The 23,541-nt window shown below is 72.7% G+C and carries 22 protein-coding genes; 9 read left to right on the plus strand and 13 right to left on the minus strand.

Annotated features, from left to right (window positions below; genetic code table 11):
• Nucleotides 1-18: 18 nt before the first annotated feature.
• The 3 genes from ABD292_RS36405 to ABD292_RS36415 are packed head-to-tail and all read right to left on the minus strand — an operon-like array spanning nt 19 to nt 2,024.
• Nucleotides 19-783, minus strand: coding sequence for an SCO1664 family protein (locus tag ABD292_RS36405; RefSeq protein ID WP_091087519.1), 765 nt, complete (start codon nt 781-783; stop codon nt 19-21).
• Nucleotides 780-1,328 carry a DUF3090 domain-containing protein gene (locus tag ABD292_RS36410; protein ID WP_344215574.1) on the minus strand — a complete coding sequence of 183 codons (549 nt, stop codon included), beginning with the start codon at nt 1,326-1,328 and terminating at the stop codon, nt 780-782. The genes ABD292_RS36405 and ABD292_RS36410 overlap by 4 nt, the downstream gene beginning before the upstream one ends.
• A 9-nt stretch (nt 1,329-1,337) precedes the next feature.
• Nucleotides 1,338-2,024 (minus strand): histidine phosphatase family protein, encoded by a 687-nt coding sequence (locus ABD292_RS36415; protein ID WP_344215576.1) that lies wholly within the window; start codon nt 2,022-2,024, stop codon nt 1,338-1,340.
• 145 nt (nt 2,025-2,169) lie between these two features.
• On the opposite strand from ABD292_RS36415, the gene ABD292_RS36420 reads away from it, so the two are divergent.
• Complete coding sequence (locus ABD292_RS36420; protein WP_329575378.1) at nt 2,170-3,117, plus strand: aldo/keto reductase; 948 nt, start codon at nt 2,170-2,172, stop codon at nt 3,115-3,117.
• Between the two features lie 125 nt (nt 3,118-3,242).
• Nucleotides 3,243-4,112 carry a hypothetical protein gene (locus ABD292_RS36425; RefSeq protein ID WP_344215579.1) on the plus strand — a complete coding sequence of 290 codons (870 nt, stop codon included), beginning with the start codon at nt 3,243-3,245 and terminating at the stop codon, nt 4,110-4,112.
• 116 nt (nt 4,113-4,228) lie between these two features.
• Here the strand turns inward: ABD292_RS36425 and fabI are convergent, their stop codons facing one another.
• Together fabI and ABD292_RS36435 are read right to left on the minus strand one after the other, a co-directional pair.
• Complete coding sequence (gene fabI / locus ABD292_RS36430; RefSeq protein ID WP_329575373.1) at nt 4,229-4,993, minus strand: enoyl-ACP reductase FabI; 765 nt, start codon at nt 4,991-4,993, stop codon at nt 4,229-4,231.
• A gap of 1 nt (nt 4,994) precedes the next feature.
• On the minus strand, nt 4,995-5,690 hold the full coding sequence (locus ABD292_RS36435; protein WP_344215582.1) for a beta-ketoacyl-ACP reductase: 696 nt from the start codon (nt 5,688-5,690) through the stop codon (nt 4,995-4,997).
• 77 nt (nt 5,691-5,767) lie between these two features.
• Between ABD292_RS36435 and ABD292_RS36440 the strand changes: the two genes are divergently transcribed.
• Both ABD292_RS36440 and ABD292_RS36445 read left to right on the plus strand, forming a co-directional pair.
• Nucleotides 5,768-7,261, plus strand: a complete 1,494-nt coding sequence (locus ABD292_RS36440) for a TldD/PmbA family protein (RefSeq protein ID WP_344215584.1) — start codon at nt 5,768-5,770, stop codon at nt 7,259-7,261.
• Nucleotides 7,258-8,640 (plus strand): metallopeptidase TldD-related protein, encoded by a 1,383-nt coding sequence (locus tag ABD292_RS36445; RefSeq protein ID WP_344215586.1) that lies wholly within the window; start codon nt 7,258-7,260, stop codon nt 8,638-8,640. Before ABD292_RS36440 ends, ABD292_RS36445 begins: the two co-directional genes overlap by 4 nt.
• A gap of 530 nt (nt 8,641-9,170) precedes the next feature.
• Here ABD292_RS36445 and ABD292_RS36450 read toward each other — a convergent pair.
• Nucleotides 9,171-9,383, minus strand: a complete 213-nt coding sequence (locus ABD292_RS36450) for a dodecin (protein ID WP_020547544.1) — start codon at nt 9,381-9,383, stop codon at nt 9,171-9,173.
• A 99-nt stretch (nt 9,384-9,482) separates the two neighbouring features.
• On the opposite strand from ABD292_RS36450, the gene ABD292_RS36455 reads away from it, so the two are divergent.
• On the plus strand, nt 9,483-9,797 hold the full coding sequence (locus tag ABD292_RS36455) for a DUF3099 domain-containing protein (protein ID WP_344215589.1): 315 nt from the start codon (nt 9,483-9,485) through the stop codon (nt 9,795-9,797).
• A gap of 316 nt (nt 9,798-10,113) precedes the next feature.
• Here the strand turns inward: ABD292_RS36455 and ABD292_RS36460 are convergent, their stop codons facing one another.
• The 5 genes from ABD292_RS36460 to ABD292_RS36480 all read right to left on the minus strand — a co-directional run bounded on the left by ABD292_RS36460 (nt 10,114) and on the right by ABD292_RS36480 (nt 16,312).
• The gene (locus ABD292_RS36460) at nt 10,114-10,890 is read right to left on the minus strand and encodes an NTP transferase domain-containing protein (RefSeq protein WP_344215591.1); all 777 of its coding nucleotides are present in this window, start codon (nt 10,888-10,890) and stop codon (nt 10,114-10,116) included.
• Nucleotides 10,891-11,089: 199 nt separating this feature from the next.
• Nucleotides 11,090-12,079, minus strand: a complete 990-nt coding sequence (gene moaA / locus ABD292_RS36465; RefSeq protein WP_344215593.1) for a GTP 3',8-cyclase MoaA — start codon at nt 12,077-12,079, stop codon at nt 11,090-11,092.
• A gap of 175 nt (nt 12,080-12,254) precedes the next feature.
• Nucleotides 12,255-12,743, minus strand: a complete 489-nt coding sequence (locus ABD292_RS36470; RefSeq protein WP_344215595.1) for a hypothetical protein — start codon at nt 12,741-12,743, stop codon at nt 12,255-12,257.
• A 114-nt stretch (nt 12,744-12,857) separates the two neighbouring features.
• Nucleotides 12,858-14,381, minus strand: coding sequence for a hypothetical protein (locus ABD292_RS36475; RefSeq protein ID WP_344215597.1), 1,524 nt, complete (start codon nt 14,379-14,381; stop codon nt 12,858-12,860).
• A gap of 80 nt (nt 14,382-14,461) precedes the next feature.
• Nucleotides 14,462-16,312 (minus strand): AMP-dependent synthetase/ligase, encoded by a 1,851-nt coding sequence (locus ABD292_RS36480; RefSeq protein ID WP_344215599.1) that lies wholly within the window; start codon nt 16,310-16,312, stop codon nt 14,462-14,464.
• 173 nt (nt 16,313-16,485) lie between these two features.
• Between ABD292_RS36480 and ABD292_RS36485 the strand changes: the two genes are divergently transcribed.
• Nucleotides 16,486-17,979, plus strand: a complete 1,494-nt coding sequence (locus ABD292_RS36485; protein ID WP_344215601.1) for a peptide MFS transporter — start codon at nt 16,486-16,488, stop codon at nt 17,977-17,979.
• Between the two features lie 9 nt (nt 17,980-17,988).
• A complete protein-coding gene (locus ABD292_RS36490) occupies nt 17,989-18,597 on the plus strand; it encodes a trimeric intracellular cation channel family protein (protein WP_344215603.1) in 609 nt (202 codons plus the stop codon).
• A 9-nt stretch (nt 18,598-18,606) separates the two neighbouring features.
• Here the strand turns inward: ABD292_RS36490 and yczR are convergent, their stop codons facing one another.
• The gene (gene yczR / locus ABD292_RS36495; RefSeq protein WP_344215605.1) at nt 18,607-20,037 is read right to left on the minus strand and encodes a MocR-like transcription factor YczR; all 1,431 of its coding nucleotides are present in this window, start codon (nt 20,035-20,037) and stop codon (nt 18,607-18,609) included.
• 63 nt (nt 20,038-20,100) lie between these two features.
• On the opposite strand from yczR, the gene yczE reads away from it, so the two are divergent.
• Both yczE and ABD292_RS36505 read left to right on the plus strand, forming a co-directional pair.
• A complete protein-coding gene (gene yczE, locus ABD292_RS36500; protein ID WP_344215607.1) occupies nt 20,101-20,733 on the plus strand; it encodes a membrane protein YczE in 633 nt (210 codons plus the stop codon).
• 9 nt (nt 20,734-20,742) lie between these two features.
• A complete protein-coding gene (locus tag ABD292_RS36505; protein ID WP_344215609.1) occupies nt 20,743-22,530 on the plus strand; it encodes a glycoside hydrolase family 15 protein in 1,788 nt (595 codons plus the stop codon).
• A 6-nt stretch (nt 22,531-22,536) separates the two neighbouring features.
• Here ABD292_RS36505 and ABD292_RS36510 read toward each other — a convergent pair whose 3' ends face one another.
• Entirely contained in the window at nt 22,537-23,538 is a 1,002-nt protein-coding gene (locus tag ABD292_RS36510) for a lytic transglycosylase domain-containing protein (protein WP_344215611.1), read from the minus strand.
• Between the last annotated feature and the right edge of the window lie 3 nt (nt 23,539-23,541).

Below are 23,541 nucleotides of genomic sequence, written 5' to 3' on the forward strand. Positions count from 1 at the left end.
TAAATGCCGAAATGTGCGTCAGATCGGGGGCCAGGGGACGGCGGGCCAGCCCTCCGACGGGTAGGGATGCACCCCGGTGTCGAGCAGCCGCCGCACCCGCTGCCAGGTGGCCTCCACCTCGGCCAGCGTGAGCAGCTCGCGCAGCCGCCTGCCGAGGGTGCCCGACTCCAGGTCGCGCTCCAGCTTGGCCAGCACGGCGACGGCCTCGCGGGAGAGCGGCTTGCCGCGCCACTGCCACAGCACGGTGCGCAGTTTGTCCTCGACGGAGAAGCACACGCCGTGGTCGACGCCGTAGACGTGGCCCGTGGGCAGCGGCAGCAGGTGGCCGCCCTTGCGGTCGGCGTTGTTGACGATCGCGTCGAAGACCGCCATCCGGCGCACGACCGGGTTGCGGCTCTTGACCAGGCGCATGAGGTCGATCTCGCGCTCGGTGTCGATCCAGAGCTGGCACATGCCGGGACCGAACGGGCCCTCGCGGTAGACGGTGGGCGGCACGATGCGCCAGCCGGTGGCACGGGAGACCTCGTAGGCGGCCACCTCGCGGGCGGCCAGCGTGCCGTCGGGGAAGTCCCACAGGGGGCGCTCGCCGCGTACGGGCTTGTAGACGCACGCCGCCGTGCGCTCGCCCAGCGTGACCGAGCAGTAGAGCGTCATGTTGGTGGCCTCGACCAGGCGGCCCGCCACCTCCAGCCGGCCGTCGCGCAGCAGGGCGAGGGCCTCTTCCTCGTTCATGCCCGGTGGACTGGACGGCTTGACGGCCGGTTCGCTCTCCGGAGCGGTCATGAAGCCGCCTCACCCCCGCGATATCCGTTGAGGCGTACGCAGATGTGTCCCTTGGCGTCGAGCGGCTGCCCGCACAGGGGGCACGGCGGCCGGCCCGCCGCGACGATCTGCAGGGCCCGTTTGGTGAACGCGCGCGCGGCTCCCGCGCTGATCCGCACCCGGAGCATCGCGGGATCGGAGCCGTCGACGTCGTCCTCGTCGACGACCTCCTGCGCCTCGATCACCACCTGCGACCGCTCGGCGTCCCACGCCAGCGCCATCGTGCCGACCCGGAAGTCCTCGGCCAGGGGCACGTCGAGCGGGGCGTCGTCGGTCAGCTCGGCCGGCGCCACGGCGGGCACGTGGGCGGTGCCCCCGCTGAGCCGCAGCACCTCGTCGAGGAGCTCGTCGAGCCGGCCGGCGAGCGCGGCGACCTGCAGTTTCTCCAGCGCCACCGTGGTCAGTCTGCCCTCGGCCCTGGCCTGCAGATAGAAGACCCGCGCGCCCGGCTGCCCCAGGGCGCCGGCGACGAACCTCTCTGGTGGGTCGTAGTCGAAGACCGGCATAGCCTGACCTTACGTGGTTCCGGGTCCGCCGCCGACGGCGGCATCGCTCCCGGTGTGATTTTCTCCCCCGTCTTTCTCCTCCGAATCCTCAGGGAGCCGCAATTCCCCCATATCGTTGAGCCTGAGAACAAAGGGACGCAGGGGGGCGTAGCGAATGACGGTGAGGGCCGCCGGGTCGGCCGTGATCCGCTGGAACTGGTCGAGATGGAGCCCCAGGGCGTCGGCGACGATCGACTTGATCACGTCGCCGTGGCTGCAGACGAGGTAGACGCCCTTCTCCCCCAGGCGCCGGTTCCACTCCCGCACGGCCGCGACGGCCCGGTGCTGCATGTCCGCCACCGACTCCCCGCCGGGGAACGCCGCCGCGCTCGGGTGGGCCTGCACGACCTGCCACAGCGGCTCCTTGGCGAGCTCCTTCAGCGGCCGGCCGGTCCATTCGCCGTAGCCGCACTCGATGAAACGTTCGTCCGTCCGCACCGGCAGGTCGCGGCCCGCCGCCACCGCCGCGGCCGTCTCCTGGCAGCGTTCGAGCGGGCTCGAGACGATCGCGTCGAGCCGGACGCCGGCGATGCGCCCGGCCAGCGCCACGGCCTGCGCCCGCCCCGCCTCGCTCAGCCGCACGCCCGGGGTCCGGCCGGCCAGCACCGGGCCGGTGAGGTCCGTCAGCCCGTGGCGGGCCAGAAGCAGCGTGGTCACCGGGCAAGTGTCGCAGCCCTCGATCACAGTGTCGAAACCGGCATCCGGCCCGGCACCGGGACGGGCGGGCCCGGAGAGCGCGTCCGTGCCCCGTACGGCGTCTATCACGACGTCGCGGCCACCAGGGCGGTAACCTGGCGGGATCATGGAGCAGCGCTATGTCGGCCGCAGCGGCCTGTCGGTGTCCCGGCTGGGGCTCGGCACGATGACCTGGGGTCGTGACACCGACGCGGACGAGGCGGCCGCCCAGCTCCGCACGTTCCTGGACGCCGGGGGCACGCTCGTGGACACCGCCGACGTCTACACCGGCGGCGACGCCGAGCGGCTCCTCGGCAGGCTGCTGCGCGAGTCGGTGCCCCGCTCGGAGCTGGTGATCTCCACCAAGGCCGTGGTGACCCCCGCCGGCCGCCGCACGCGCGACGCCTCCCGCCGCCACCTCATCGCCGCGGTCGACGACTCGCTCAACCGCCTCGGGCTCGACTACGTCGACCTGTGGCAGCTGCACACCTACGACGACGAGGTGCCGCTGGAGGAGACGCTGGCCGCGCTCGACGCGATCGTCTCCTCCGGCCGCGCGGTCTACGCCGGCGTGTGCGACTACACCGGCTGGCAGCTCGCCGCCGCCGCGGTCACCCAGAAGTCGATCCCCGGCCGCATCCCGATCACCTCGGCGCAGGCCGAGTACAGCCTGCTGGCCCGCGAGCCGGAGCGCGAGCTGCTGCCCGCCGCGGCGCACCTGGGGGTCGGCGTGCTGGCCTGGTCGCCGCTCGGCAGGGGCGTGCTGACCGGCAAATACCGCACCGGCATCCCGGGCGACTCGCGCGCGGCGACGCCGCACTTCGCCGACTTCGTCCGGCCCTATCTCGACGAGCGCTCGCGCGCGGTGGTGGAGGCGGTGATGACCGCCGCCGACGGGCTCGGCGTCTCGCCGCTGGCCGTGGCGCTGTCATGGGTGCGCGACCAGCCCGGCGTGGCCTCGGCCATCGTGGGGGCGCGTACGCACGCGCAGCTCAAGGGCGTGCTCCCGGCCGAGGAGGTCGTGCTGCCGATCGAGATCCGCGAGGCACTGGACGACGTCTCGTCACTCGACTGAGGGGAACAAGAAGCTCTCTCGCGTATCACTAGTGGATACCGAATCGCAACTTCCCCTGCCGAACGGGTGCGCCCACGGGCGGCGTCCATCAAGATTTTCCCCGTAAGCAACGCAGGAGGGGACGGATGGGGAGCAGGACCGCGATCTCGGCCGGAGTTCTCGCGGTGGCACTGGTGGCCGTCCCCGGGGCGGGGCCCGCCGTGGCGGCGACGGCAGGCGCCCAGGACTGCACGCGGGACGGAGGGCTGCTGTCGGGGGTCACCAACACCCTGTGCGACGTGGTGGGCACCCTCACGGGCACCGTGGACACGCTCACGGGCGGCCTCACCGACCCGGTGACCAAGCCCGTGGAGAAGACCACCGACGAAGTGCTCGGCCGGGTGGGCGAGGCCGTCCCCACCGGACGGGCGGACACCTCCGGCGAGACCGCCGCGCCCTCGCCGGACGCCACGCGTACGACGAAGTCCCACGGCCAGGAGGAGGAGGACGACGAGTGCGACACGCCGGACGCGTGCGCCGGCGATCCGGTCCCGAGGGCCGGCACGACCTCCTCGGCGCCGCCGCGGCGCGACCGTTCCGCCTCGCCCTCGGTGAAGAAGCCGGCCACCACGCCGACGGCCTCGGCCACCGCGTCGGCCGTGCCGGGCGTGACCGCGCTGCCTTCGGGGAGCGCCCGCCCCCGGCCCGCCGGTGACGACGGCCGTGAGGAGCGCGAGGAGAGCGCCCGCGCCACCGATCCGGAGGAGCCACGGGTGGAGCTGCTGTGGCCCAACCCGTTCGCCCGTGAGCTGACCGTGCCGCTGCGGGACCAGCGGGTGGTCAGGCCCACTCCCCCGGCCTCCGACGTGCTCGGCACCGTGCTGACGATCGCGCTGCTCGGCTCGGCGGTGCTCGCCACGCGCATCGTGCAGCAGCGGCGGCAGCGCACCGAGCCGGTCGAGTCGATCCCGTTCGAGCCGGCCCGCGCCGGCGGCGGCCGCCAGCGCCTCGCCTGACGCGAGGCCCCGGCGACCGTCCGGAAGGGAGAGGCGGCGGGCGCCTGAGAGGTGGCGACCGCCGGGGAGGCGGCTGCCGCCTGAAGAGGTGGCGGCCGCCTCGAAAGTGGCGGGTGTCAGCCGCCGATGGCGTGGACGCCGCCGTCGACGTGCACGATCTCGCCCGTGGTCGCCGGGAACCAGTCGGACATCAGCGCCACGCAGGCGCGGGCGGCCGGCAGGGTGTCGGCGAGGTCCCAGCCGAGCGGCGCCCGGTCCGGCCAGCTGTCCTCGAACTCCTTGAAGCCCGGGATCGACTTGGCCGCCATCGTGCGCAGCGGACCGGCCGCCACGAGGTTGACCCGGATGCCGTGCTTGCCGAGGTCACGGGCGAGGTAGCGGTTGCACGACTCCAGGCCGGCCTTGGCCACGCCCATCCAGTCGTAGACCGGCCACGCCTTGGAGGCGTCGAAATCGAGGCCGACCACCGCGCCGCCCTCCTTCATGAGCGGCAGGCAGGCCACGGCCAGCGACTTGTAGGAGTACGTCGAGATCTGCACCGCCGTGGAGACGTCCTCCCACGGCGTGTTGAGGAAGTTGCCGCCGAGCGCCGTCTGCGGGGCGAAGGCGATGGAGTGCACCACCCCGTCGAGCCCGTCGACATGCTCGCCGACCCGGTCGGCCAGCGTGTCGAGGTGCTCGGTGTTCTGGACGTCGAGCTCCAGCACCGGCGGCGTGGTCGGCAGCCGCTTGGCGATGCGCTCCACCAGGCTGAGCCGCCCGAACCCGGTCAGCACGACCGTCGCGCCCTCCTCCTGGGCCAGCTTGGCGACCGAGAAGGCGATCGAGGCGTCGGTGAGCACGCCCGTCACGAGAATCCGCTTGCCGTCGAGAATGCCCACGTCAGTGCCCCATTCCAAGTCCGCCGTCGACCGGGATCACGGCTCCGGTGATGTAGGAGGCGTCGTCGCTGGCCAGGAAGCGGACGACGCGCGCGACCTCCTCGGGGGCGGCCTGCCTGCCGAGGGGGATGTTGGCCACGATCTTGTCCTGGTCGAGCCCCGAGGTCATGTCGGTCGCGACGAAGCCGGGCGAGACGACGTTGACCGTGATGTTGCGGGAGCCGTACTCGCGGGCCAGGGAGCGGGCGAAGCCGACGAGGCCGGCCTTGGAGGCGGCGTAGTTGGCCTGCCCCGCCTGGCCCGACAGGCCCACGACCGAGGAAATGAGCACGATGCGGCCGCGCTTGAGCTTCATCATGGGCCGGATGGCGCGCTTGGCGACGCGGTAGGCGCCGGTGAGGTTGGCGTCGATGACGTCGGTGAAGGTGTCCTCCTTCATCATCGCCAGCAGCGTGTCCTTGGTGATGCCCGCGTTGGAGACGAGGACCTCGACCGGGCCCTGCTCGGCCTCGACCTTGTCGAAGGCGGCCTCGACGTCGCCGGTGCTGGTGACGTCGCAGCGCACGCCGAACAGGCCCTCGGGAGGCTCCCCCGATCGATAGGTGACCGCGACGGCGTCGCCTTCCGCGGCGAGTTCACGGGCGATCGCGAGGCCGATGCCTCGGTTGCCCCCGGTGACGAGTACAGAGCGTGCCATGACACCAGACGCTATCCCCTACCGGCGGGTATCCGGTTGTCCGGGTGAGACAAGATCACAGGGTTAGGATCGTGGACATGCGCCAGATCGATGCCGACTTCCTGGAACTGCCGCTCAGGCAGCTCGCGGACGCCGCCCTGCAACGCGCTCGGGACCTCGGCGCCGAGCACGCCGACTTCCGGCTCGAACGCGTCCGCGCCGAGACGCTGAGCCTGTACGACGCCCGCCTGGAGGGCGCCACGGACGCCGACGACCTCGGCTACGCGGTGCGCGTCGTCAAGGGCGGCACGTGGGGGTTCGCCGCCGGGATCCACCTCACCCCCGAGGCCGCCGCGCGGGTCGCGGAGCAGGCGGTGCGGGTCGCCGAGGTGTCGGCGCCGATCAACAGGGAGCCGATCGAGCTGGCGCCCGAGCCGGTGCACGCCGAGGCGGTGTGGGTGTCGGCGTACGACGTGGACCCGTTCGAGGTGCCGTCCGCCGACAAGGTGGCCCTGCTGGCCGACTGGTCGGCGGGCCTGCTCAAGGGCGCCGACCACGTCTCGGCGCGGCTGCTGCAGGTCAAGGAGCAGAAGTTCTACGCCGACACGGCCGGCACGGTGACCACGCAGCAGCGGGTGCGGGTGCACCCCAAGCTCAACGCCATGAAGGCGGGCGAGAGCGGCTTCGACGACATGTCGACGATCGCACCCCCCGTCGGGCGCGGCTACGAATACCTGACGGGCACCGGCTGGGACTGGCAGGGGGAGCTGGCCCGGCTGCCCGAGCTGCTGGCCGAGAAGCTCGCCGCGCCGTCGGTCGAGGCCGGCGACTACGACCTCGTGATCGACCCGTCCAACCTGTGGCTGACCATCCACGAGTCGATCGGCCACGCCACCGAGCTCGACCGGGCGCTCGGCTACGAGGCCGCCTACGCGGGCACCAGCTTCGCCACCTTCGACCAGCTCGGCGAGCTGGTCTACGGCTCGCCGCTGATGAACGTCACCGGCGACCGCACCGTCACCCACGGCCTGGCCACCGTCGGCTACGACGACGAGGGCGTGCGGGGGCAGAGCTTCGACATCGTCAAGGACGGCATCCTGGTCGGCTACCAGCTCGACCGGCGGATGGCGCTGATGAAGGGGTTCGGGCGCTCCAACGGGTGCGCCTTCGCCGACTCGCCGGGGCACATGCCGATCCAGCGCATGGCCAACGTCTCGCTCCAGGCCGCGCCGGACGGGCCGGGCACCGACGAGCTGATCGCCGGGGTCGAGCGGGGCATCTACATCGTCGGCGACAAGAGCTGGTCGATCGACATGCAGCGCTACAACTTCCAGTTCACCGGCCAGCGGGCCTACCGCATCTCGCACGGGAAGCTGGCGGGGCAGGTCAGGGACTTCGCCTACCAGGCGACGACGACGGACTTCTGGCAGTCGATGGAGGCGGTCGGCGGGCCGGGCACGTACGTGCTGGGCGGCGCGTTCAACTGCGGCAAGGGCCAGCCGGGGCAGGTCGCCCCGGTCAGCCACGGATGTCCGTCCGCGCTGTTCAGGGGCGTACGCATACTCAACACCGTGCAGGAGGGCGGGAAGTGACTCCCCAGGAGATGGTGGAAAGGGCCCTGGCGCTCTCCACGAACGACGGCTGCGTGGTGCTGGTGGACGAGGAGTCCACGGCCAACCTGCGCTTCGCCGGCAACACGCTGACCACCAACGGCGTGGCGCGCTCGTCCCGGCTGACGGTGATCTCGATCGCGGGCGACCGGGCCGGCGTGGTGTCGCGGGCGGCGGTGCGCGAGGAGCAGCTCGCCGACGTCGTGGCGGCGGCCGACGCGGCGGCCAGGGACGCCCAGCCGGCCGAGGACGCGCGCCCGCTCGTCGAGGCCGGTCCCGCCTCCGCCCACTGGGACGAGGACGTACGGCCCACCGACATCGGCGTGTTCGAGGCGTTCGCGCCCGCGCTCGGCGAGGCGTTCGCGACGGCCGAGGCGGGCGGCAGGAGGCTCTACGGCTTCGCCGAGCACCGGCTGACCTCGACGTTCCTCGGCACGTCCACGGGCGTGCGGCTGCGGCACGACCAGCCGACCGGCCGCCTGGAGCTCAACGCCAAGTCGGGCGACCTCAAGCGGTCGGCCTGGACCGGCGTGTCCACGGAGGACTTCACCGACGTCGACGTCGACGCGCTCGGCGCGTCGCTGGCCCAGCGGTTGGAGTGGGCGAAGAACCGGGTGGACCTGCCTGCGGGGCGCTACGAGACGCTGCTGCCGCCGAGCGCCGTGGCCGACCTGATGATCTACCTGTTCTGGTCGGCGGGGGCGCGCGACGCGCTGGACGGGCGGTCGGTGTTCTCCAAGCCCGGCGGCGGGACCCGCGTGGGCGAGCAGCTCGGCGCGCTGCCGGTGACGCTGTCGAGCGACCCGGGTGCGGCGGGCATCGCGTGCGCGCCGTTCGTGATGGCGCACGCCTCCAGCAGGGAGAGCTCGGTCTTCGACAACGGGCTGCCGCTGGGGCCGACCGACTGGATCAGGGACGGGCGGCTGGAGGCGCTGCACCAGACCCGCTACTCGGCGGAGCTGAGCGGGCTGCCGGTGACGCCGGCCGTCGACAACCTGATCATGCGCGGACCGGCCGGCGGGCCGTCGCCGTCGCCGTCGCTGGAGGAGATGATCGCCGGCACCCGGCACGGGCTGCTGCTCACCTGCCTGTGGTACATCCGGGAGGTCGACCCCCAGACGCTGCTCGTCACCGGACTGACCCGCGACGGCGTCTACCTCGTGGAACATGGGGAGGTCGTGGGCGAGGTCAACAACTTCCGCTTCAACGAGAGCCCGGTCGACCTGCTCGGACGCGTCTCCGAGGTGGGGGCGGAGGGACGGACGCTCCCGCGCGAGTGGAACGACTACTTCCAGCGCACGATCATGCCGGCGGTCCGAGTACCGGACTTCAACATGTCCACCGTGAGCCAGGCAAGCTGACCCCCGCCCCCGGGCCGAGCCGGCCCTCGGGCCCGGTCGGGCACCGGCCCGAGAGCCGGAAGGCGACCCGGGTGAAGGGTCGCGAAGGCGGGCCCGGGTCGTGCCGAACCACAGACCCGGGTGGCCACCAGCATGAGGGCCGGGGAGGCGGGCCCGGTCGGGCGCCCACCCAAGGGCCCCGGTGGGCCCGGTGACGCTGCTCCAGACCAACGCCGAACGGCCGGGCCGGCCGGGTCCGGACCTCCGCGCGCCTCCTGCCCGCGCCTGCGCCAGGCGACCGGGTCAGCGCCTGCCTGCTGAACTCCCTGACGGCCGGGCCTGCGGCGAGCCGCCGGAAATCCGGGCCTGCTTGGTCCTGTTGGACTCCTGCACGGCCGGGCCCGGTCCTGCGGCGGGCGGCGGGCGGCGGTAAGGGGCCTCGCCCAGGTGCCGGGGCCGAGCGGCAGTGGGGCTGGCGGCGCGGCCTGAGCGTCCGCAAGGGCAGCCGTCGCACTCCCCAGCGTGGGGCGTGGGCGGGGCTCAGAGGGCGCTCAGGCGTCTTCCAGGCGGAAGCCGACCTTCATGCCCACCTGGAAGTGGGCGACCTCCCCCGCGTCGATGTGGCCGCGGATCTCCGTCACCTCGAACCAGTCCAGGTGCCGCAGCGTCTCCGAGGCCCGCCTGATCCCGTTGCGGATGGCCTGGTCGACGCTCTCTCCCGAGGTCCCGACGATCTCGGTGACCCGGTACGTTCGGTCCGACATATCCCTCTCCTCCTTACCCGAAGGCCATGATCGCATGACCCCTTCCGCCGCCCGGGTGCGCCGTCCCGAGCTCGTACTCCGAGGACTACCGTGGAAGGTATGAAGCGGTGGCGCAAGAACGTGGACGTCTACCAGGTCACCGACGCCAAACCGTCGCTGACGTCGGACATCCACCGGCGGGAGATCAGATACCTCGTCCAGATGGGCATCCGCACGGTGTGCCTGATCCTCGCGGTGGTGGTGCCCGTGCCGTGGCCGTTCAGGCTGCTGTTCATCGCCGGCGCCGTGTTTTTGCCATACATAGCGGTAATCGGGGCCAATGAGAGGGGCGAGCCCGCCCCGCCTCCTACCTTTCAGGACCCTGAGGCTAACCAAAGCGAGATACCGCTGCATCGACGCGAGATCGGGTCGTGACTAAGTCTTGACGCATCCCATGGGTTGTAGGTGTACGCTTTAGCCAAGCGCTCCGGTCCCCCGTCGGAGTGCTGGTGCCGGCGTTCCGGGCCCCCGTCGGAACGCCGATGAAGCGACGCCGGGTGGTTTGCCCCCGTAACCACCCGGCGTCGCCCTTTTCCTGGTCAAACCTGCTTCAGCAGATGATCTAGAACGGCGGCGCCGGCCCGGTCGGATAGGGCTGCTTTCCCGAAATCGTTTTCACTCCCGCCCCTCCTGTTATTCACAGGAAATCTTCAGGCGGGAGTCAGCTTGACTTCAAGAGTTCGTTCGAGTGTCAGCCGTCTGTCAGCGTCCCGGAGGCCGCCGACGGCCAGTTCTTCGCCAAAGTGGTCAGTTTGGCGACGGCGTCCTCGGGCGCGGTGCCCGCGCCCTGAGCCAGGCCCAGCAGGTACGCCGTCAGCGGCGCGGCCGGGCGCGCCACGCCGTGGGCGACCTCCTTGGTGAGGTCGAGAATCTGGTCGCGGTCCACGGCGGCCGGGTCGATGCCCAGCTCCTTGCAGGCCAGAGCGGTCCATTCGTTGAGCACGTGCATGTGTGCCTCCTCCAGGTCGTTGATCGTGTCGCAGTCGAACCAGGGACGTCCGGGCGGCGTCAGGCGCGCGCCGACCAGCGGGGCCAGTAGGCCGCGGAGCGAGCGGCCCGCGTAGGCGGCGAGCGCGCTCCGCAGCTCGGCGGCCGGCCAGACGCCCGCCAGCCATTGTTCCCGCCCGCCGTCGTCCACCATCACCGCGCCCGCGCCCGGCGGCGCGGCCTCCAGCAGCGCCGCGACGTGCGTCCGCGTGAGGAACGGCAGATCGCCGGCGAGCAGCGCCACCCAGGGGGCTGTGACGTGTGCCAGGCCCGCGGCCAGGGCGGGGACGGGCCCGCCGCCCGGCGGGTCCTCGCGCGCGAACCGGACGCCGGGAAGGGCGCGCTCGGGGCCGACCACGATCGTGCGGCGGGCGCCGGACGCGGCGGCGACGACGTTCTCGACGAGGGATCGGCCGCCGACGGTGATGCCCGGCTTGTCGCGCCCACCGAGCCGCCTGGCCTCGCCCCCGGCCAGCACCACGGCGTCAAAGCCCGCGGCCGGCCCCCGAAGTCCGGGAACGCCGTCCGACCCCTCACGTCCGGGACCCCCAGCCGGCCCCTTACGCTCAGGTCCGCCGGCCAGCCCCTCACCTTCAGGTCCGTCGGCCGACCCCTTACGTTCGGGACCGCCGGACGGGGCGCCCGTCTCCGCGCCGTCGTACGGGTCGGTGGGCACGGGGTCAGCCGCCGATGGCGGACATCGGGCGGGAGGGCTGGAGGAAGGACGGGTCGTCGATGCCGTGGCCGGCCCGTTTGCGGGCGACCGCCGCCTGCCAGCGCGCCGCGAGCTCTTCGTCCGTGGCGCCGGCCCGCAGCGCGGTCTTGAGGTCGGACTCCTCGGTCGCGAACAGGCAGTTGCGGACCTGACCGTCGGCGGTGAGACGGACGCGGTCGCAGGCGCCGCAGAACGGGCGGGTGACCGAGCCGATGACGCCGACCCGCGCGGGCCCGCCGTCGACCAGGAAACGCTCGGCAGGCGCGCTGCCCCGCTCCTCCTGGTCGTCCGGCGTCAGGTCGAACGCCTCCGACAGCAGGCCGAGGATCTCGTCGGCGGTGACCATCGCCTCGCGGCTCCAGCCGTGCTGCGCGTCGAGCGGCATCTGCTCGATGAAGCGCAGTTCGTAGCCCTGCTCCAGCGACCAGCGCAGCAGCGGGACGGCCTCGTGCTCGTTGACGCCGCGCATGAGCACAGAGTTGATCTTGACGGGGCGCAGCCCCGCGCGGTCGGCGGCGGCGAGGCCGGCGATGACGTCGGCGTGCCGGTCGCGGTGGGCGAGGCGCTTGAACGTGGCCGCGTCGAGGGTGTCGAGTGAGACGTTGACGCGGTCGAGCCCGGCGTCGGCCAGCGGCCCGGCCAGGCGGGCGAGGCCGATGCCGTTGGTGGTCAGCGAGATCTGCGGGCGCGGCTCCAGCGCGGCGGTGCGGGCCACGATGTCGGCCAGCTCGCGCCGCAGCAGCGGCTCGCCGCCGGTGTAGCGGACCTCGGTGATGCCGAGGCGCTCGACGCCGACGCCCACCAGGCGGACGATCTCGTCGGCGGTGAGGAGCTGGGCGCTCGGCAGCCAGTCGAGGCCCTCGGGAGGCATGCAGTAGGTACAGCGCAGGTTGCACTTGTCCGTGAGGGACACCCGCAGATCCGTCGCCACCCGTCCGAACGAGTCTCGCAACACCGGGCGTCACCTCCAGTCCGTTCGCCAGAGAGCCAGCCTACGACGTGGTTCCGGCCGTACTCAAAACCACCTTGTCGCCGCATGTCCGGGAACGCCGGACGCCCGGCCGCCGAAGCGGCCGGGCGTCCGGCGGGCCGAGCCCCAGTGGTGCCCCAGTGATGCCTCAGTGGGTGCCTCAGTGGTGGCGGCGGCCGATCACCTTGACGTAGTCGGTGGCCTCCGACGGCTCCAGGTGCCTGGCGCCCTCGAAGACGGCGCGCCAGGTGCCCGACGTACGGGCCGGGACGCGGGTGTGGAAGTAGCCGTCGCGGCCGGTCCTGACCGAGTCGACGTACTCCCACTTGCCGGTGCCGTTCGGGCGGAAGAGGATCACGATCCGCTTCCAGGCCAGCCGGTGCCAGCGCTCCTGCTTCTTGCAGGCGTCGGAGTGGATTACCTGCACGAACCCGCTGATGTAGTCCTCCTCGCACTGCACGGACAGCTTGCCGTCGAGGCGGATCGGCTTGCCGCGCCAGGCGGGCTCGGGGTTGGCGTCGAGCGCCAGGCTCGTGTTGCCGCCGACGAAGTCCGTGTCCGGCTCGTCCGCGAACGCGGGCGTGGCCGCGGTGGCGAGCACCGAGGCGCCCAGGGCGGCGGCCGCCAGACCGGCTGCGATTCGTCGCATCTTCATGATTCCTTCCCCGTCACTTACGCGCCCCAAATAGGGCACGTCAACCATTGACTCGTAAAGGTCAAGGAAAGTTGCGGCAAAGGGTGTCACGATTCGGCTACAAGTCCCTTACCTCATGGTTCGTCGGGATCTGGAGGTGTAAGCGGCGTAGTGAGCGGTTCCGGGGAAGCGGACGCGCCAGTAGCCGTTCGGCCGGCCGTAGATCCTGGTCTCGAAGCCGCCCGCGGCGTCCGTGACGGTCTCGGCGACCTGCTGCCAGTCGGAGTGCCAGTCCTGGCGCCACAGGATCTCCAGGCGCTGTCTGCCGAACGGGCCGTAGTCGGTCAGGCCGCGCGGGTCGACGCGCGTCAGCGAACCGCGTACGCGGACCGCGCCGCCGGCCCCGGCTCCGGCCTTCTCGACGCGGACGGGCGACAGGCGGGTGGCGCGGCGGAAGCGGAAGGTGGCGTACTCGGTCACGGTCCGGTCGTCCTTGCCGTGGGCGGTGGCGGCCACCGTCCAGGTGCCGGTCGGGTAGTAGCGGCTGAGCCTCTTGTCGGGGAGGAAGCGCCAGGTCTCCCAGCCGTCGGTCGAGCGCTGCGCGGCGGGCCTCGGCGCGACGGCGCGGGTGAGCGGGAGCAGGTGCAGGCCTCCTGCCTTGGGGGTCGCGTCGGCGTGCCCGGTCGCGGCCGCCAGGGGGGCCAGAGGGGCCAAGGGGGCCGGGTGCGGCGGCACTGCGGCAGCGGTCGGCTCGGCCTGCGCCAGCGAGATGGCCTGCGCCAGCGGGTCGACCGGCGCCGCCGCATGCGCCGTCCCCGGATGGCCCTGCACCGCCGGGCGGGCGGGGGCCACCGGGCCAGCCGGTGCCGGGCCAGCCGGTGCCGCCGGGGCGGCCAGCGCTGCCCGGTCGGTCTGAGCCACCCGGTCCGTCTGCGCCGCCGGGCGGCCTGGGGCCAGAAGGCCCGCCGGTGCCGAGTCAGCCGGTGCCGCCGGGGCGGCCGGCACTGCCCGGTCGGTCTGAGCCGCCCGGTCGGTCTGAGCCGCCCGGTCGGTCTGAGCCGCCCGGTCGGTCTGAGCCGCCTGGTCCGTCTGCGCCGTCCGGTCCCTTCGCGCCGCCCGGCCCGTCTGCGCCGCCGGGGGGTCGAGCTCGGGCAGGTCGTCGGGAGTGTTCAGCCCGGCCAGGTCGTCGGGAGTGTTCGCCCCGGAAGGTCGGGTGGGGTATCCGAGTTCGGGAGACAGCGACGGGGACTGCGCTTCCGCGGGTTCGGCCGGGGGCTCCAGGTCGGGCGATCCGGCCGGCGACTCGGCGGGGGTGGGGGTCTCCGCCGGCTCGTCGGGCAGTGGCTTGGACGCCAGTACCGGGCCGGGCGGAGCGCCCGGCTCGACCTTGACGGTGACGCCGTTCTTGCCCGACGTCCCCTTGGCGATCACGTCGATCACCAGGCGGACGGAGCCGCGCGGCCCAACGACGGGCTCGGCGGGGCGCACGGTGATGGCGCGGATCATGGGCCCCTCCTCCGAGGAGGGCAGGGGCGCGGAGACGGGCACCTTGGCGGGCACCCCGGTCGCGGCGGACACGGCGGCGGTGGACGCGGACGCGGGAGCCACGAGCGTCCCCGCCGCGAGCGAGGCGAGTAGCAGTCCTCTGGTCATGATCGAGACGGTAGGAACCGCCCGGTCATGGCCAAACCCTCGACACACGCCTCTGGTGGCAAAGCCCCGGAAAAACGGGATCAGCCGGAGTAGAGACCTTCGATGACGTCGGCGTACTTCGCGTGGATGATCCGCCTCTTGAGCTTGAGGCTCGGGGTGAGCTCCTCGGTCTCAGCGGTCCACTCGGTGCCGAGCAGCGCCCACCTCTTCACCTGCTGCACCCGGGCGAGCCTGGTGTTGGCGGCCTCGACGGCGCTCTCCACCTCCTTCAGCACGTCGGGGTGCGCGGCGAGCTCGGCGAGCGAGCCGTACGTGATGCCGCGCGCCTGCGCCCAGCCGGGCGCCACCTCGGCGTCGATCGTGAGGACGGCGACCGGGTAGGGCCGCAGGTCGCCGTAGGCGAGCGCCTGGCCGATGAGCGGGTGCTGCTTGAGGTGGTTCTCGATCTCGGCCGGGGAGATGTTCTCGCCGCCCGCGGTGATGATGAGCTCCTTCTTGCGGTCCACGACGCGGTAGAAGCCGTCGTCGTCCACGCTGCCGATGTCGCCGGTGTGCAGCCAGCCGTCGGCGTCGATGAGCTCGGCGGTGGCCTCGGGGCGGTTGAGGTAGCCGAGGGTGTTGAGCGGGCTGCGGGTGAGCAGCTCGCCGTCCTCGGCGATGCGCACCTCGACGCCGGGCTCGGCTCTGCCGACGGTGCCGAGGCGGTAGCAGGCGGGGCTGTTGCCGGTGAAGGCGCCGGTGGTCTCCGTCATGCCGTACACGTCGATGACCTTGAGCCCGAGGCCGGCGTAGAAGTGCTGCACCTCGGGCGGGAGGGGGGCGGCGCCGGTGGCGGTCCATTGGGCGCGGTCGAAGCCGATCATGCCGCGGATGAGCCCGAGCAGGGCGGCGTCGGCCTTGTCGTACGCGGCCTGGATCTCGGGCGTGATCGTGTGGCCGTACTGACCGGCCTCGACGTACGCGCGGCCGGCCGCCATGGCCTCGCGGACCGCGGCCTGCTGCTCCTCGGGCTGGCCGGCGAGCACGGCGAGGAGGCGGGCCATCATCTTCTCCCACACGCGCGGCACCCCGAAGAACATCATCGGCCGGACCTGCCCCAGCGTGGCGCCGAGGTTGGCGAGGTCGGTGCAGAAGTAGACGTGGGACGCCTTCACCAGCGGCAGGTAGAGGCTGAGGATGCGCTCGGCGATGTGGGCGTAGGTGAGGTAGGAGATCTGGGTGCCGAGGGTCGGCAGCGCGGTGAGCCGGTCGGTGGCGGCGACCTCGTAGAAGACGTTGGTGTGGGTGAGCGGGACGCCCTTGGGCATCCCGGTGGTGCCGGAGGTGTAGAGGACGGTGACCACGTCGCCGGCGGTGACGGCGCGCAGGCGCTCCTCGACGGCGCCGGGGTCGGCGGCGAGCCGGGCGCGGCCGAGCTCCAGGAAGTCCGTCCAGGCCATGAACCGCTCGTCGCCGGCGGGCGCCCCCTCCAGCATGATGATCTTGCGCAGGCCGCCGAGGCGGTCGAGCACCGGCTGCCAGCGGGCCAGCTCGGCGGGGCCGCCGAGGACGGCGAAGCGGGCGCCGACGTCGCCGGCGACGAACTCGATCTGCTCGGGCGCGAACGTGCTGTAGATCGTGCAGCCCACTCCCCCGGCGTGCACGGCGCCGAGGTCGGCGAGGACGTGCTCGCTGCGGTTGACCATCATGATCGCGACGGACTCGCCGCGCCCGAGGCCCAGGGCGGCGAAGCCAGCCGCGATCTCCAGGACGCGCCGCCTGGCCTCGGCGTAGGTGAGCGTGCGCCAGTCCTCGCCGGAGTCGGGTTCGCCGGGGTCGGAGTAGGCGGGGGCGTCGGGGTGCCGCTCGGCCAGCTCGGCGAGCTGCCCGCAGACGGTACGGCCGGCGATCTGCTGCTCGATCTCGGCCCGGACCTCGAGGACTTCGGCCATGGCGCGCCTCCAGTCAGTATTCACTTGCATGAATGGCTTGCATCGCACCACAGGGGCCGGACAGCGGCAAGACCTTGCCCGGAAAGAGCGGCATCTCTGACGTAGAGTGATGGATCGGATGCGACGCGTCACATGGGGCCGTCACATTGGGCCGTCATAGTGGGGGCAGGGCGATGCGGGGCAGCGGCAGGACGTTCTTCGGCCATCCGTGGGGCCTGGCGACGCTCTTCGGCACCGAGATGTGGGAACGCTTCAGCTGGTACGGCCTGCGCGCGATCCTCTACACCTTCATGGCCGCCTCGCCGGCCCACCAGGGGCTGGGCCTGCCGCCCGCGACGGCGCAGGCGGTCGTCGGCGTCTACGGCGCGCTCATCTACCTGGTGGCGCTGCCGGGCGGCTGGGTGGCCGACCGCATCCTGGGGGCGCGCAGGTCGGTGTTCTGGGGCGGGTTCGTCATCATGCTGGGGCACATCAGCATGGCGATCCCGGTGACGACGCCGTTCTTCGTCTGGCTCGGGCTGCTGCTGATCATCGCCGGCACGGGGCTGCTCAAGCCGAACATCTCGGTCATGGTGGGCCGGCTCTACTCCGAGGACGAGGACGGCCGCCGCGACGCCGGGTTCTCGCTGTTCTACCTCGGCATCAACCTGGGGGCGTTCTTCGCGCCGATCGTGGTCGGCTGGCTGGCCGCCGGCGACCGCTGGCACCTCGGCTTCAGCGCGGCGGCCGTCGGCATGGCGCTCGGCCTGGTCCAGTACGTGTGGGGCAGGCGCGCGCTGCGCGGCGTCGGCGAGCGGCCGGGCCTGCGGCTGACGCCCGCCGAGCGGCGCCGCTTCGGCCGGCTGGCGGGTCTCGGCGCGGCTGTGGTCGTGGCCGCGCTGGCGGCGTGGGCGGCGAGCGGCACGCTCACGATCGACCGGCTGACGATCGCGATCACCGTGGTCATCCTCATCGTGCCGATCGTCTACTTCTCGTACATCATGCTGGGCAGCCACGAGCTGTCCCAGGAGGAGCGGGACCGGATGAAGGCCTACATCTGGCTCTTCGTGGCCGCGGCCATCTTCTGGATGATCTACGACCTGGCGCCGAGCAAGCTGCTGGCCTTCGCCGCCGACCACACCGACCTGACGCTGTTCGGGGTCCACATCCAGCCGGCCACGACGCAGTCGTTCAACCCACTGCTCATCATGATCTTCGTGCCGGTGTTCGCGGCGCTCTGGGTCAGGCTGGGCACGCGGGTGAGCACGCCGCAGAAGTTCGGCTTCGCGCTGGTCATGGTGGGGCTGAGCTTCGTGGTCATGGCGGTGGCGGCGGCGCTGGCCGAGGCCGGGCGGGTGTCGGTGTGGTGGCTGGTGCTGGTGTACGCGATCCAGGTGTTCGGCGAGCTGTCGCTCAGCCCGGTCGGGCTGTCGGTGACGACGAAGCTGGCGCCGGAGGCGTTCAAGGCCCAGATGCTCGGCGTGTGGTTCATCGCGGTGTCGGTGGGCGACGCGGTCGGCGGGCAGACGGGGCGGCTCGGCGCGGTGCTGTCGGAGCCGGCGTACTACCTGGTGCTGGCGGTCATGGCGATCGTGGCGGGGGTGGCGCTGTTCATGTTCACGCGGCGGTTGCGGGTGCTGATGGCCGAGCACTACCACGCGGAGGCCCTTCCCTCCTCGATCCGGTAGAAATCCACCGTGTCAGAAATCCTGGATCTTGTCGGAATTTTCGTCTTTGCCCTGTCCGGCGCGCTGATGGGCGTGCGCAAGAAGCTGGACGGGGTGGGCATGCTGGTGCTGGCCTCGATGACCGCGCTCGGCGGCGGGGTGGTCCGCGACCTCATACTCAACGTGCGGCCGATCGCGTTCCAGAGCCTCGGCTACGTCCTGGTGCCGGTGGCCGCCACGGTGATCGTCTTCTTCTGGCACCCGCACGTGGCCCGGGTGATGCCCGCCATCCTGGTGCTGGACGCGGCCGGGCTCGGGCTGTTCTGCGCGGTCGGCACCGAGAAGGCCCTGGAGTACGGGCTCAACCCGCTGCACGCCGCCCTGCTGGGCGTGGTCACGGCGGTCGGCGGCGGCATGCTGCGGGACGTGCTGGCCGGGGAGATCCCGACGTTGCTCTACGACCGCCAGCTCTACGCCGTGCCGGCGATGCTCGGGTCGGGGGTGATGGCGGCGCTGTCGTCGTACGGGCTGCACGGCTGGCCCGCCACCCTCGCCGCGGCGCTGCTGGCCTTCGGGCTGCGCATCACGTCCATGCGGTTCAACTGGCGCTTCCCGATGGCCAAGGGCGTCGCCCAGTGAGCGCGCGGCTCACACCATCGCACTGAGCGAGTCGGGGACGGGGGCGGGGCCGGCGGGGCCGTGCTCGCGGGCGGCGCGCAGGCGGACCACGGCCTCGGCCAGCACCTGGGGCGGCAGGGTGAACGGCAGCCGCAGATAGCCCTCCAGCGTGCCCTCCAGGCCGAACCAGGGGCCGGGGGCGAGCCGGACGCCGTGCCCGGCGGCGGCCTCGGCGAGCGGGGTCGCGGCGTCGCCGTTCAGCCGGACCCAGAGCGAGCCGCCGCCGCGCGGCACGGTGAACGTCCACCCGGGCAGGTGCTCGCGCAGCCCGTCCACCAGGGCGGCGCGCGAGGCGCGCAGGGCGCGGCGGCGTTCGGCGCGGGTCTCCTCCAGCCGGTCGAACAGCCGCGCGACGGCGAGCTGCTCCAGCACGGGGCCGGCGATGTCGACGACCGCGCGGTGCAGGGCGAGGCGGCGGGCCAGCGCCGCGGTGGCGCGGACCCAGCCGACGCGCAGCCCGCCCCACCACAGCTTGGACGCCGACCCGACGCTGATCACCCGGCTGTCGGTGTCGAAGGCGGCCATCGGCGAGGTGTGCGGCACCTCGTCGACGGCCAGCTCCTGCCAGGTCTCGTCGACGAGCAGCAGCGCGTCGTGGCGCCGGGCCATGGCGGTCACGGCGGCGCGGGTGGCGTCGTCCATGAGCGCGCCGGTCGGGTTCTGGAAGTCGGGCATGAGGTAGGCGAGGCGGGCCCCGGACTGCCGCATCGCGCCCGTGAGCAGGTCGGGCCGCCAGCCCTCGTGGGAGATCCCGACCGGGACGATGCGGGCGCCGCGCTGGCGGGCCGCGTCGATCGCGTGCGGGTAGGTCGGCGACTCCACCAGCACCGCGTCACCCGGCCCGGCGAGCAGGCCGAGCACGAGGTGCAGAGCGTGCTGGGAGCCGGCGGTGACGAGGATCTGCTCGGGGCGGGTGGCCACGCCGCGGGCGGTGTAGCGGGCCGCGATGCGCTCCCGCAGCAGCGGCAGGCCCAGGGGCTCGTAGCCGTTGCCCATGCCGTGACGCGGCAGGTCCTCGACCGCCTCCAGCATCGCCTCGCGCAGCGCCGTGGGCGCGGGCGGGGCGGCGCTGTGGAGCTGGATGAGGCCGTCGCCGCCGGTGCTGAGCCAGGGGTTCTCGGCGGTGGAGGCCGGGTCGGGCAGCGCCGTCCAGCTTCCCGAGCCCTGGCGGCTCTCCAGGTAGCCGCGCTCGCGCAGCAGGTCGTAGGCGGCGGTGACCGTGGTGCGGCTGACCCGCAGCGCCTCGGCGAGGTGGCGTTCGGCGGGCATGCGGACGCGTACCGGGATCTGGCCGTCCATGATGCGGGCGCGCACGCCGTCGGCGAGCGCGCGGTAGTAGGGGCGGGCGCCGGGGTCGACGCCGGCGAGCCGGGCCACCTGGGCCGCCGAGAGATGCCGCATAAGGGCCACTTTCCGCGATTGGCCCTGTTTTGGCAAGCTGAACCCTGCCACTCTGGGTCCATTATGAGCGAGAGCATCACCCTTCCCCTGCCGCGTTCCCTCCCGGCCAGGCTGGCCCAGCTGCACGGCGGCCTCGCCCTGTACGGCGCCGGCATCGCCCTCCAGGTGGAGTCCGGGCTCGGCAACAGCCCGTGGGACGTCTTCCACCAGGGGGTGGCCATGCGCACCGGCGTGTCCATCGGCGCGGTCATCATCGCCGTCGGCGCGCTGGTGATGCTGCTGTGGATCCCGCTGCGCCAGCGCCCCGGATTCGGGACGATCGCGAACGTGGTGTTCCTCGGCCTGTTCGCCGACGCCGCGATCGCACTGCTGCCGACCCCGCACGCGCTCCCCCTCCAGGGCCTGTACCTGGCCGCCGGCGTCTGCGCGGTCGCCCTCGCCACCGTCCTCTACATCGGCGCCGGCATGGGGCCGGGACCGCGCGACGGCATCATGACCGGGCTGACCCGGCTCGGCCTGTCGGTACGGCTCGCCCGCTTCCTCATCGAGATCACCGCGCTGGGCGCGGGCTGGCTGCTCGGCGGCACGGCCGGCCTCGGCACCCTCGTCTTCGCGCTGGCCATCGGCCCGCTCACGCAGCTGTTCACCCGCTGGTTCCCGCTCTCGCCGACGCGGGACCACCCGCGCGGCGAGTAGCGTCTTAGCATGCGCCTCGAGGATTACGCCCTGATCGGAGACATGCAGTCGGCCGCGCTCGTGGGCAGGGACGGCTCCATCGACTGGCTGTGCCTGCCCAGGTTCGACTCCCCCGCGTGCTTCGCGTCCCTGCTCGGCAACGAGCGCAACGGGCACTGGTGGCTCGGCCCCACCGGCCGCAAGCACGCCGACCGGCGACGCTACCGCCCGGACACGCTCATCCTGGAGAGCGAGTGGGACACCCCCACGGGCACCGTACGGATCATCGACTTCATGCCGCCCCGTGACCGCAATCCCGACGTGGTACGCATCGTCGAGGGCGTCAGCGGCACCGTGGAGATCTCCACCGTGCTGCGGGTGCGCTTCGACTACGGCCGGATCGTGCCGTGGGTGCGCCGCACGAACGGGCACCTCCAGGCCATCGGCGGGCCCGACTCGGTGTGGCTGCACGCGCCGGTGCCGCTGAAGGGCGGCGACTACGCGCACCGGGCCACGTTCACCGTCAAGGAGGGCGAGCGGCTGCCGTTCGTGTTCACCTGGCACCCTTCGCACGAGGAGATGCCGCCCGCGATCGACTGCGAGGAGCAGCTCGCCGAGACCGAGGCGTACTGGCGGGACTGGATGACGCGGTGCAGCTACCGCGGCCCCTACCGCGAGGCGGTCAACCGCTCGCTCATCACGCTGAAGGCGCTCACGTACGCGCCGACCGGCGGCATCGTCGCCGCCCCCACCACCTCGCTGCCCGAGGACCTCGGCGGCGTGCGCAACTGGGACTACCGCTTCTGCTGGCTGCGCGACGCCACGCTGACCCTCGACGCGCTCATCTCCAACGGCTACCTGGAGGAGGCGGCCGACTGGCGGTCCTGGCTGCTGCGGGCCATCGCCGGCCGGCCCCAGGACCTGCAGATCATGTACGGCGTCGCCGGCGAGCGCCGCCTGCCCGAGCTGCGCCTCGACTGGCTCGACGGCTACGAGGACTCCCGCCCGGTCAGGATCGGCAACGAGGCGGTCCGCCAGCTCCAGCTCGACGTGTACGGCGAGGTGATGAACTGCCTGTTCGTCTCGCGCACCCGCGGCCTGCCCCCCGACGACCGGGCCTGGACGATCCAGCGCCAGCTCCTCGGCTACGTGGAGGAGCACTGGGACGAGCCCGACGAGGGCCTGTGGGAGGTGCGCGGGCCGCGCCGGCACTTCGTCCACTCCAAGGTGATGTGCTGGGCGGCGCTCGACCGGGCCGTCAAGTACGTCGAGCGCTTCGGCCGCACCGGCCCCGTCGAGAAGTGGCGCACCCTGCGGGACGTCATCCACAAGGAGATCTGCGAGAAGGGCTATGACTGCGCGCGCAACACCTTCACCCAGTCGTACGGGTCGTCCGAGCTGGACGCGGCGCTGCTGATGATCCCCATGGTGGGCTTCCTGCCCGCCGACGACCCCCGCGTGGTGGGCACGGTCGCCGCCATCGAGAAGGAGCTCATGTCGGACGGCTTCGTCCTGCGCTACCCGATCGCCGAGGACAACGACGTGGACGGCCTGCCCGGCGGCGAGGGCGCCTTCCTCGCGTGCAGCTTCTGGCTGGTCGAGGTGATGGCGATGCAGGGGCGGAAGGAGGAGGCGACGGAGCTGTTCGAGCGGCTGCTGAAGCTGCGCAACGACGTCGGGCTGCTGGCCGAGGAGTACGACCCCCGCTACGGGCGGCTGGTCGGCAACTTCCCGCAGGCCTTCAGCCACGTGCCGCTGGTGCACGCCGCCCGCGCCCTGTCCTCTCTGGACGGCCCGGCGGGGGTCACGACAGGCTGAGCCGCGCTACTTGGGTCCGGTGAGGCGGCGCTCGCCCTCGGTCGTGAGGACGAAGACCTGCCAGTTGTAGTAGGCGTAGTAGGCGCGCGGGTCGCGCTTCATCTGGCGGGCGTGCAGGAGGATGGCGTTCACGTACGCCTGGGACGGGTTGTAGGCGTGCAGGGCCCGCCGGTAGTCGCGGGGCGCGCCGCTGGCCTTGAGGTAGTTGGCCGCGCCCATGATGGCGTCGCCGGGGTCCTGGACGTCGCCGCCCATCCCGTACGCCCGCCAGGTCGCCGGCATGAACTGCATCGGGCCCTGCGCGCCCGCGTGGCTGTCGGAGCGGACCCGGCCGAACTTCGTCTCGGCGAGCATCACCGCGGCCAGCACCTCCCACTCCACCCCGAAGCGGCGCTCGCCGCGCTTGAAGTGGGCGAGCAGCTCGGCGGCCGGGCGGGCCGGCTGGACCTTGAACACCGCGGCCGGCTTGATGGGGCGGGCCAGGGCGAGCAGCTCGCGGATGGCGCCGACGTTGTCCCTGGCCTGGGCCGCCAGGGCCGCGGGGAGGCGGGCGAAGGCGCGGTCGGCGAGGGAGCGGTGGCGGGCGGCGTGGCGGTAGAGGCGCTGGTGGTAGAGGGCCAGCAGCTCGACGTCACGCGGCGGGGCGCCCTTGGCGGGCTTCCAGCGGTCGATGGCGGCGTTCAGCGCGGCCGTCGTCTCGCTCAGGGCGGTGGCCAGCTTGGCGGGGGTCATGGGGAGCGGCTCGCCGGGGGCGGGAAGCGCGCGGGCGGCTCCTGCGCCCTCCGTCGGCCGCGTCTCGGCCGGCCCGCCCGACGGCTCCCCGGACCGCGTCCCGGCCGCTGAGGACGTGTCCGCCGGATCGGCCGACGAGGTCGCGCCGCAACCGCTGAGCCCGGTGACGAGAGCCGTCGCGGCCACCAGCGCGAGGCGGACCGGGCGGCGGCCACGGGCGGGGCCGGCGCCCCTGTCGGCGTGCGGGGCGCTGTTCGGGGGTCGGAGGTCCTTCATGGT

The sequence above is a fragment of the Nonomuraea bangladeshensis genome, from assembly GCF_039529455.1.
Taxonomy (GTDB): Bacteria; Actinomycetota; Actinomycetes; order Streptosporangiales; family Streptosporangiaceae; genus Nonomuraea; species Nonomuraea bangladeshensis.

What these genes read in the sequence shown, in the direction of transcription:
- ABD292_RS36470 (WP_344215595.1), bottom strand. Translation starts at nt 12,743, where the DNA reads ATGCGACGAATCGCAGCCGGTCTGGCGGCCGCCGCCCTGGGCGCCTCG.
- ABD292_RS36410 (WP_344215574.1), bottom strand. Translation starts at nt 1,328, where the DNA reads ATGCCGGTCTTCGACTACGACCCACCAGAGAGGTTCGTCGCCGGCGCC.
- yczE (WP_344215607.1), top strand. Translation starts at nt 20,101, where the DNA reads ATGAGCGAGAGCATCACCCTTCCCCTGCCGCGTTCCCTCCCGGCCAGG.
- ABD292_RS36420 (WP_329575378.1), top strand. Translation starts at nt 2,170, where the DNA reads ATGGAGCAGCGCTATGTCGGCCGCAGCGGCCTGTCGGTGTCCCGGCTG.
- ABD292_RS36440 (WP_344215584.1), top strand. Translation starts at nt 5,768, where the DNA reads ATGCGCCAGATCGATGCCGACTTCCTGGAACTGCCGCTCAGGCAGCTC.
- ABD292_RS36480 (WP_344215599.1), bottom strand. Translation starts at nt 16,312, where the DNA reads ATGGCCGAAGTCCTCGAGGTCCGGGCCGAGATCGAGCAGCAGATCGCC.
- ABD292_RS36450 (WP_020547544.1), bottom strand. Translation starts at nt 9,383, where the DNA reads ATGTCGGACCGAACGTACCGGGTCACCGAGATCGTCGGGACCTCGGGA.
- ABD292_RS36510 (WP_344215611.1), bottom strand. Translation starts at nt 23,538, where the DNA reads ATGAAGGACCTCCGACCCCCGAACAGCGCCCCGCACGCCGACAGGGGC.
- yczR (WP_344215605.1), bottom strand. Translation starts at nt 20,037, where the DNA reads ATGCGGCATCTCTCGGCGGCCCAGGTGGCCCGGCTCGCCGGCGTCGAC.
- ABD292_RS36485 (WP_344215601.1), top strand. Translation starts at nt 16,486, where the DNA reads ATGCGGGGCAGCGGCAGGACGTTCTTCGGCCATCCGTGGGGCCTGGCG.
- ABD292_RS36475 (WP_344215597.1), bottom strand. Translation starts at nt 14,381, where the DNA reads ATGACCAGAGGACTGCTACTCGCCTCGCTCGCGGCGGGGACGCTCGTG.
- ABD292_RS36505 (WP_344215609.1), top strand. Translation starts at nt 20,743, where the DNA reads ATGCGCCTCGAGGATTACGCCCTGATCGGAGACATGCAGTCGGCCGCG.
- ABD292_RS36435 (WP_344215582.1), bottom strand. Translation starts at nt 5,690, where the DNA reads ATGGCACGCTCTGTACTCGTCACCGGGGGCAACCGAGGCATCGGCCTC.
- ABD292_RS36405 (WP_091087519.1), bottom strand. Translation starts at nt 783, where the DNA reads ATGACCGCTCCGGAGAGCGAACCGGCCGTCAAGCCGTCCAGTCCACCG.
- ABD292_RS36455 (WP_344215589.1), top strand. Translation starts at nt 9,483, where the DNA reads ATGAAGCGGTGGCGCAAGAACGTGGACGTCTACCAGGTCACCGACGCC.
- ABD292_RS36425 (WP_344215579.1), top strand. Translation starts at nt 3,243, where the DNA reads ATGGGGAGCAGGACCGCGATCTCGGCCGGAGTTCTCGCGGTGGCACTG.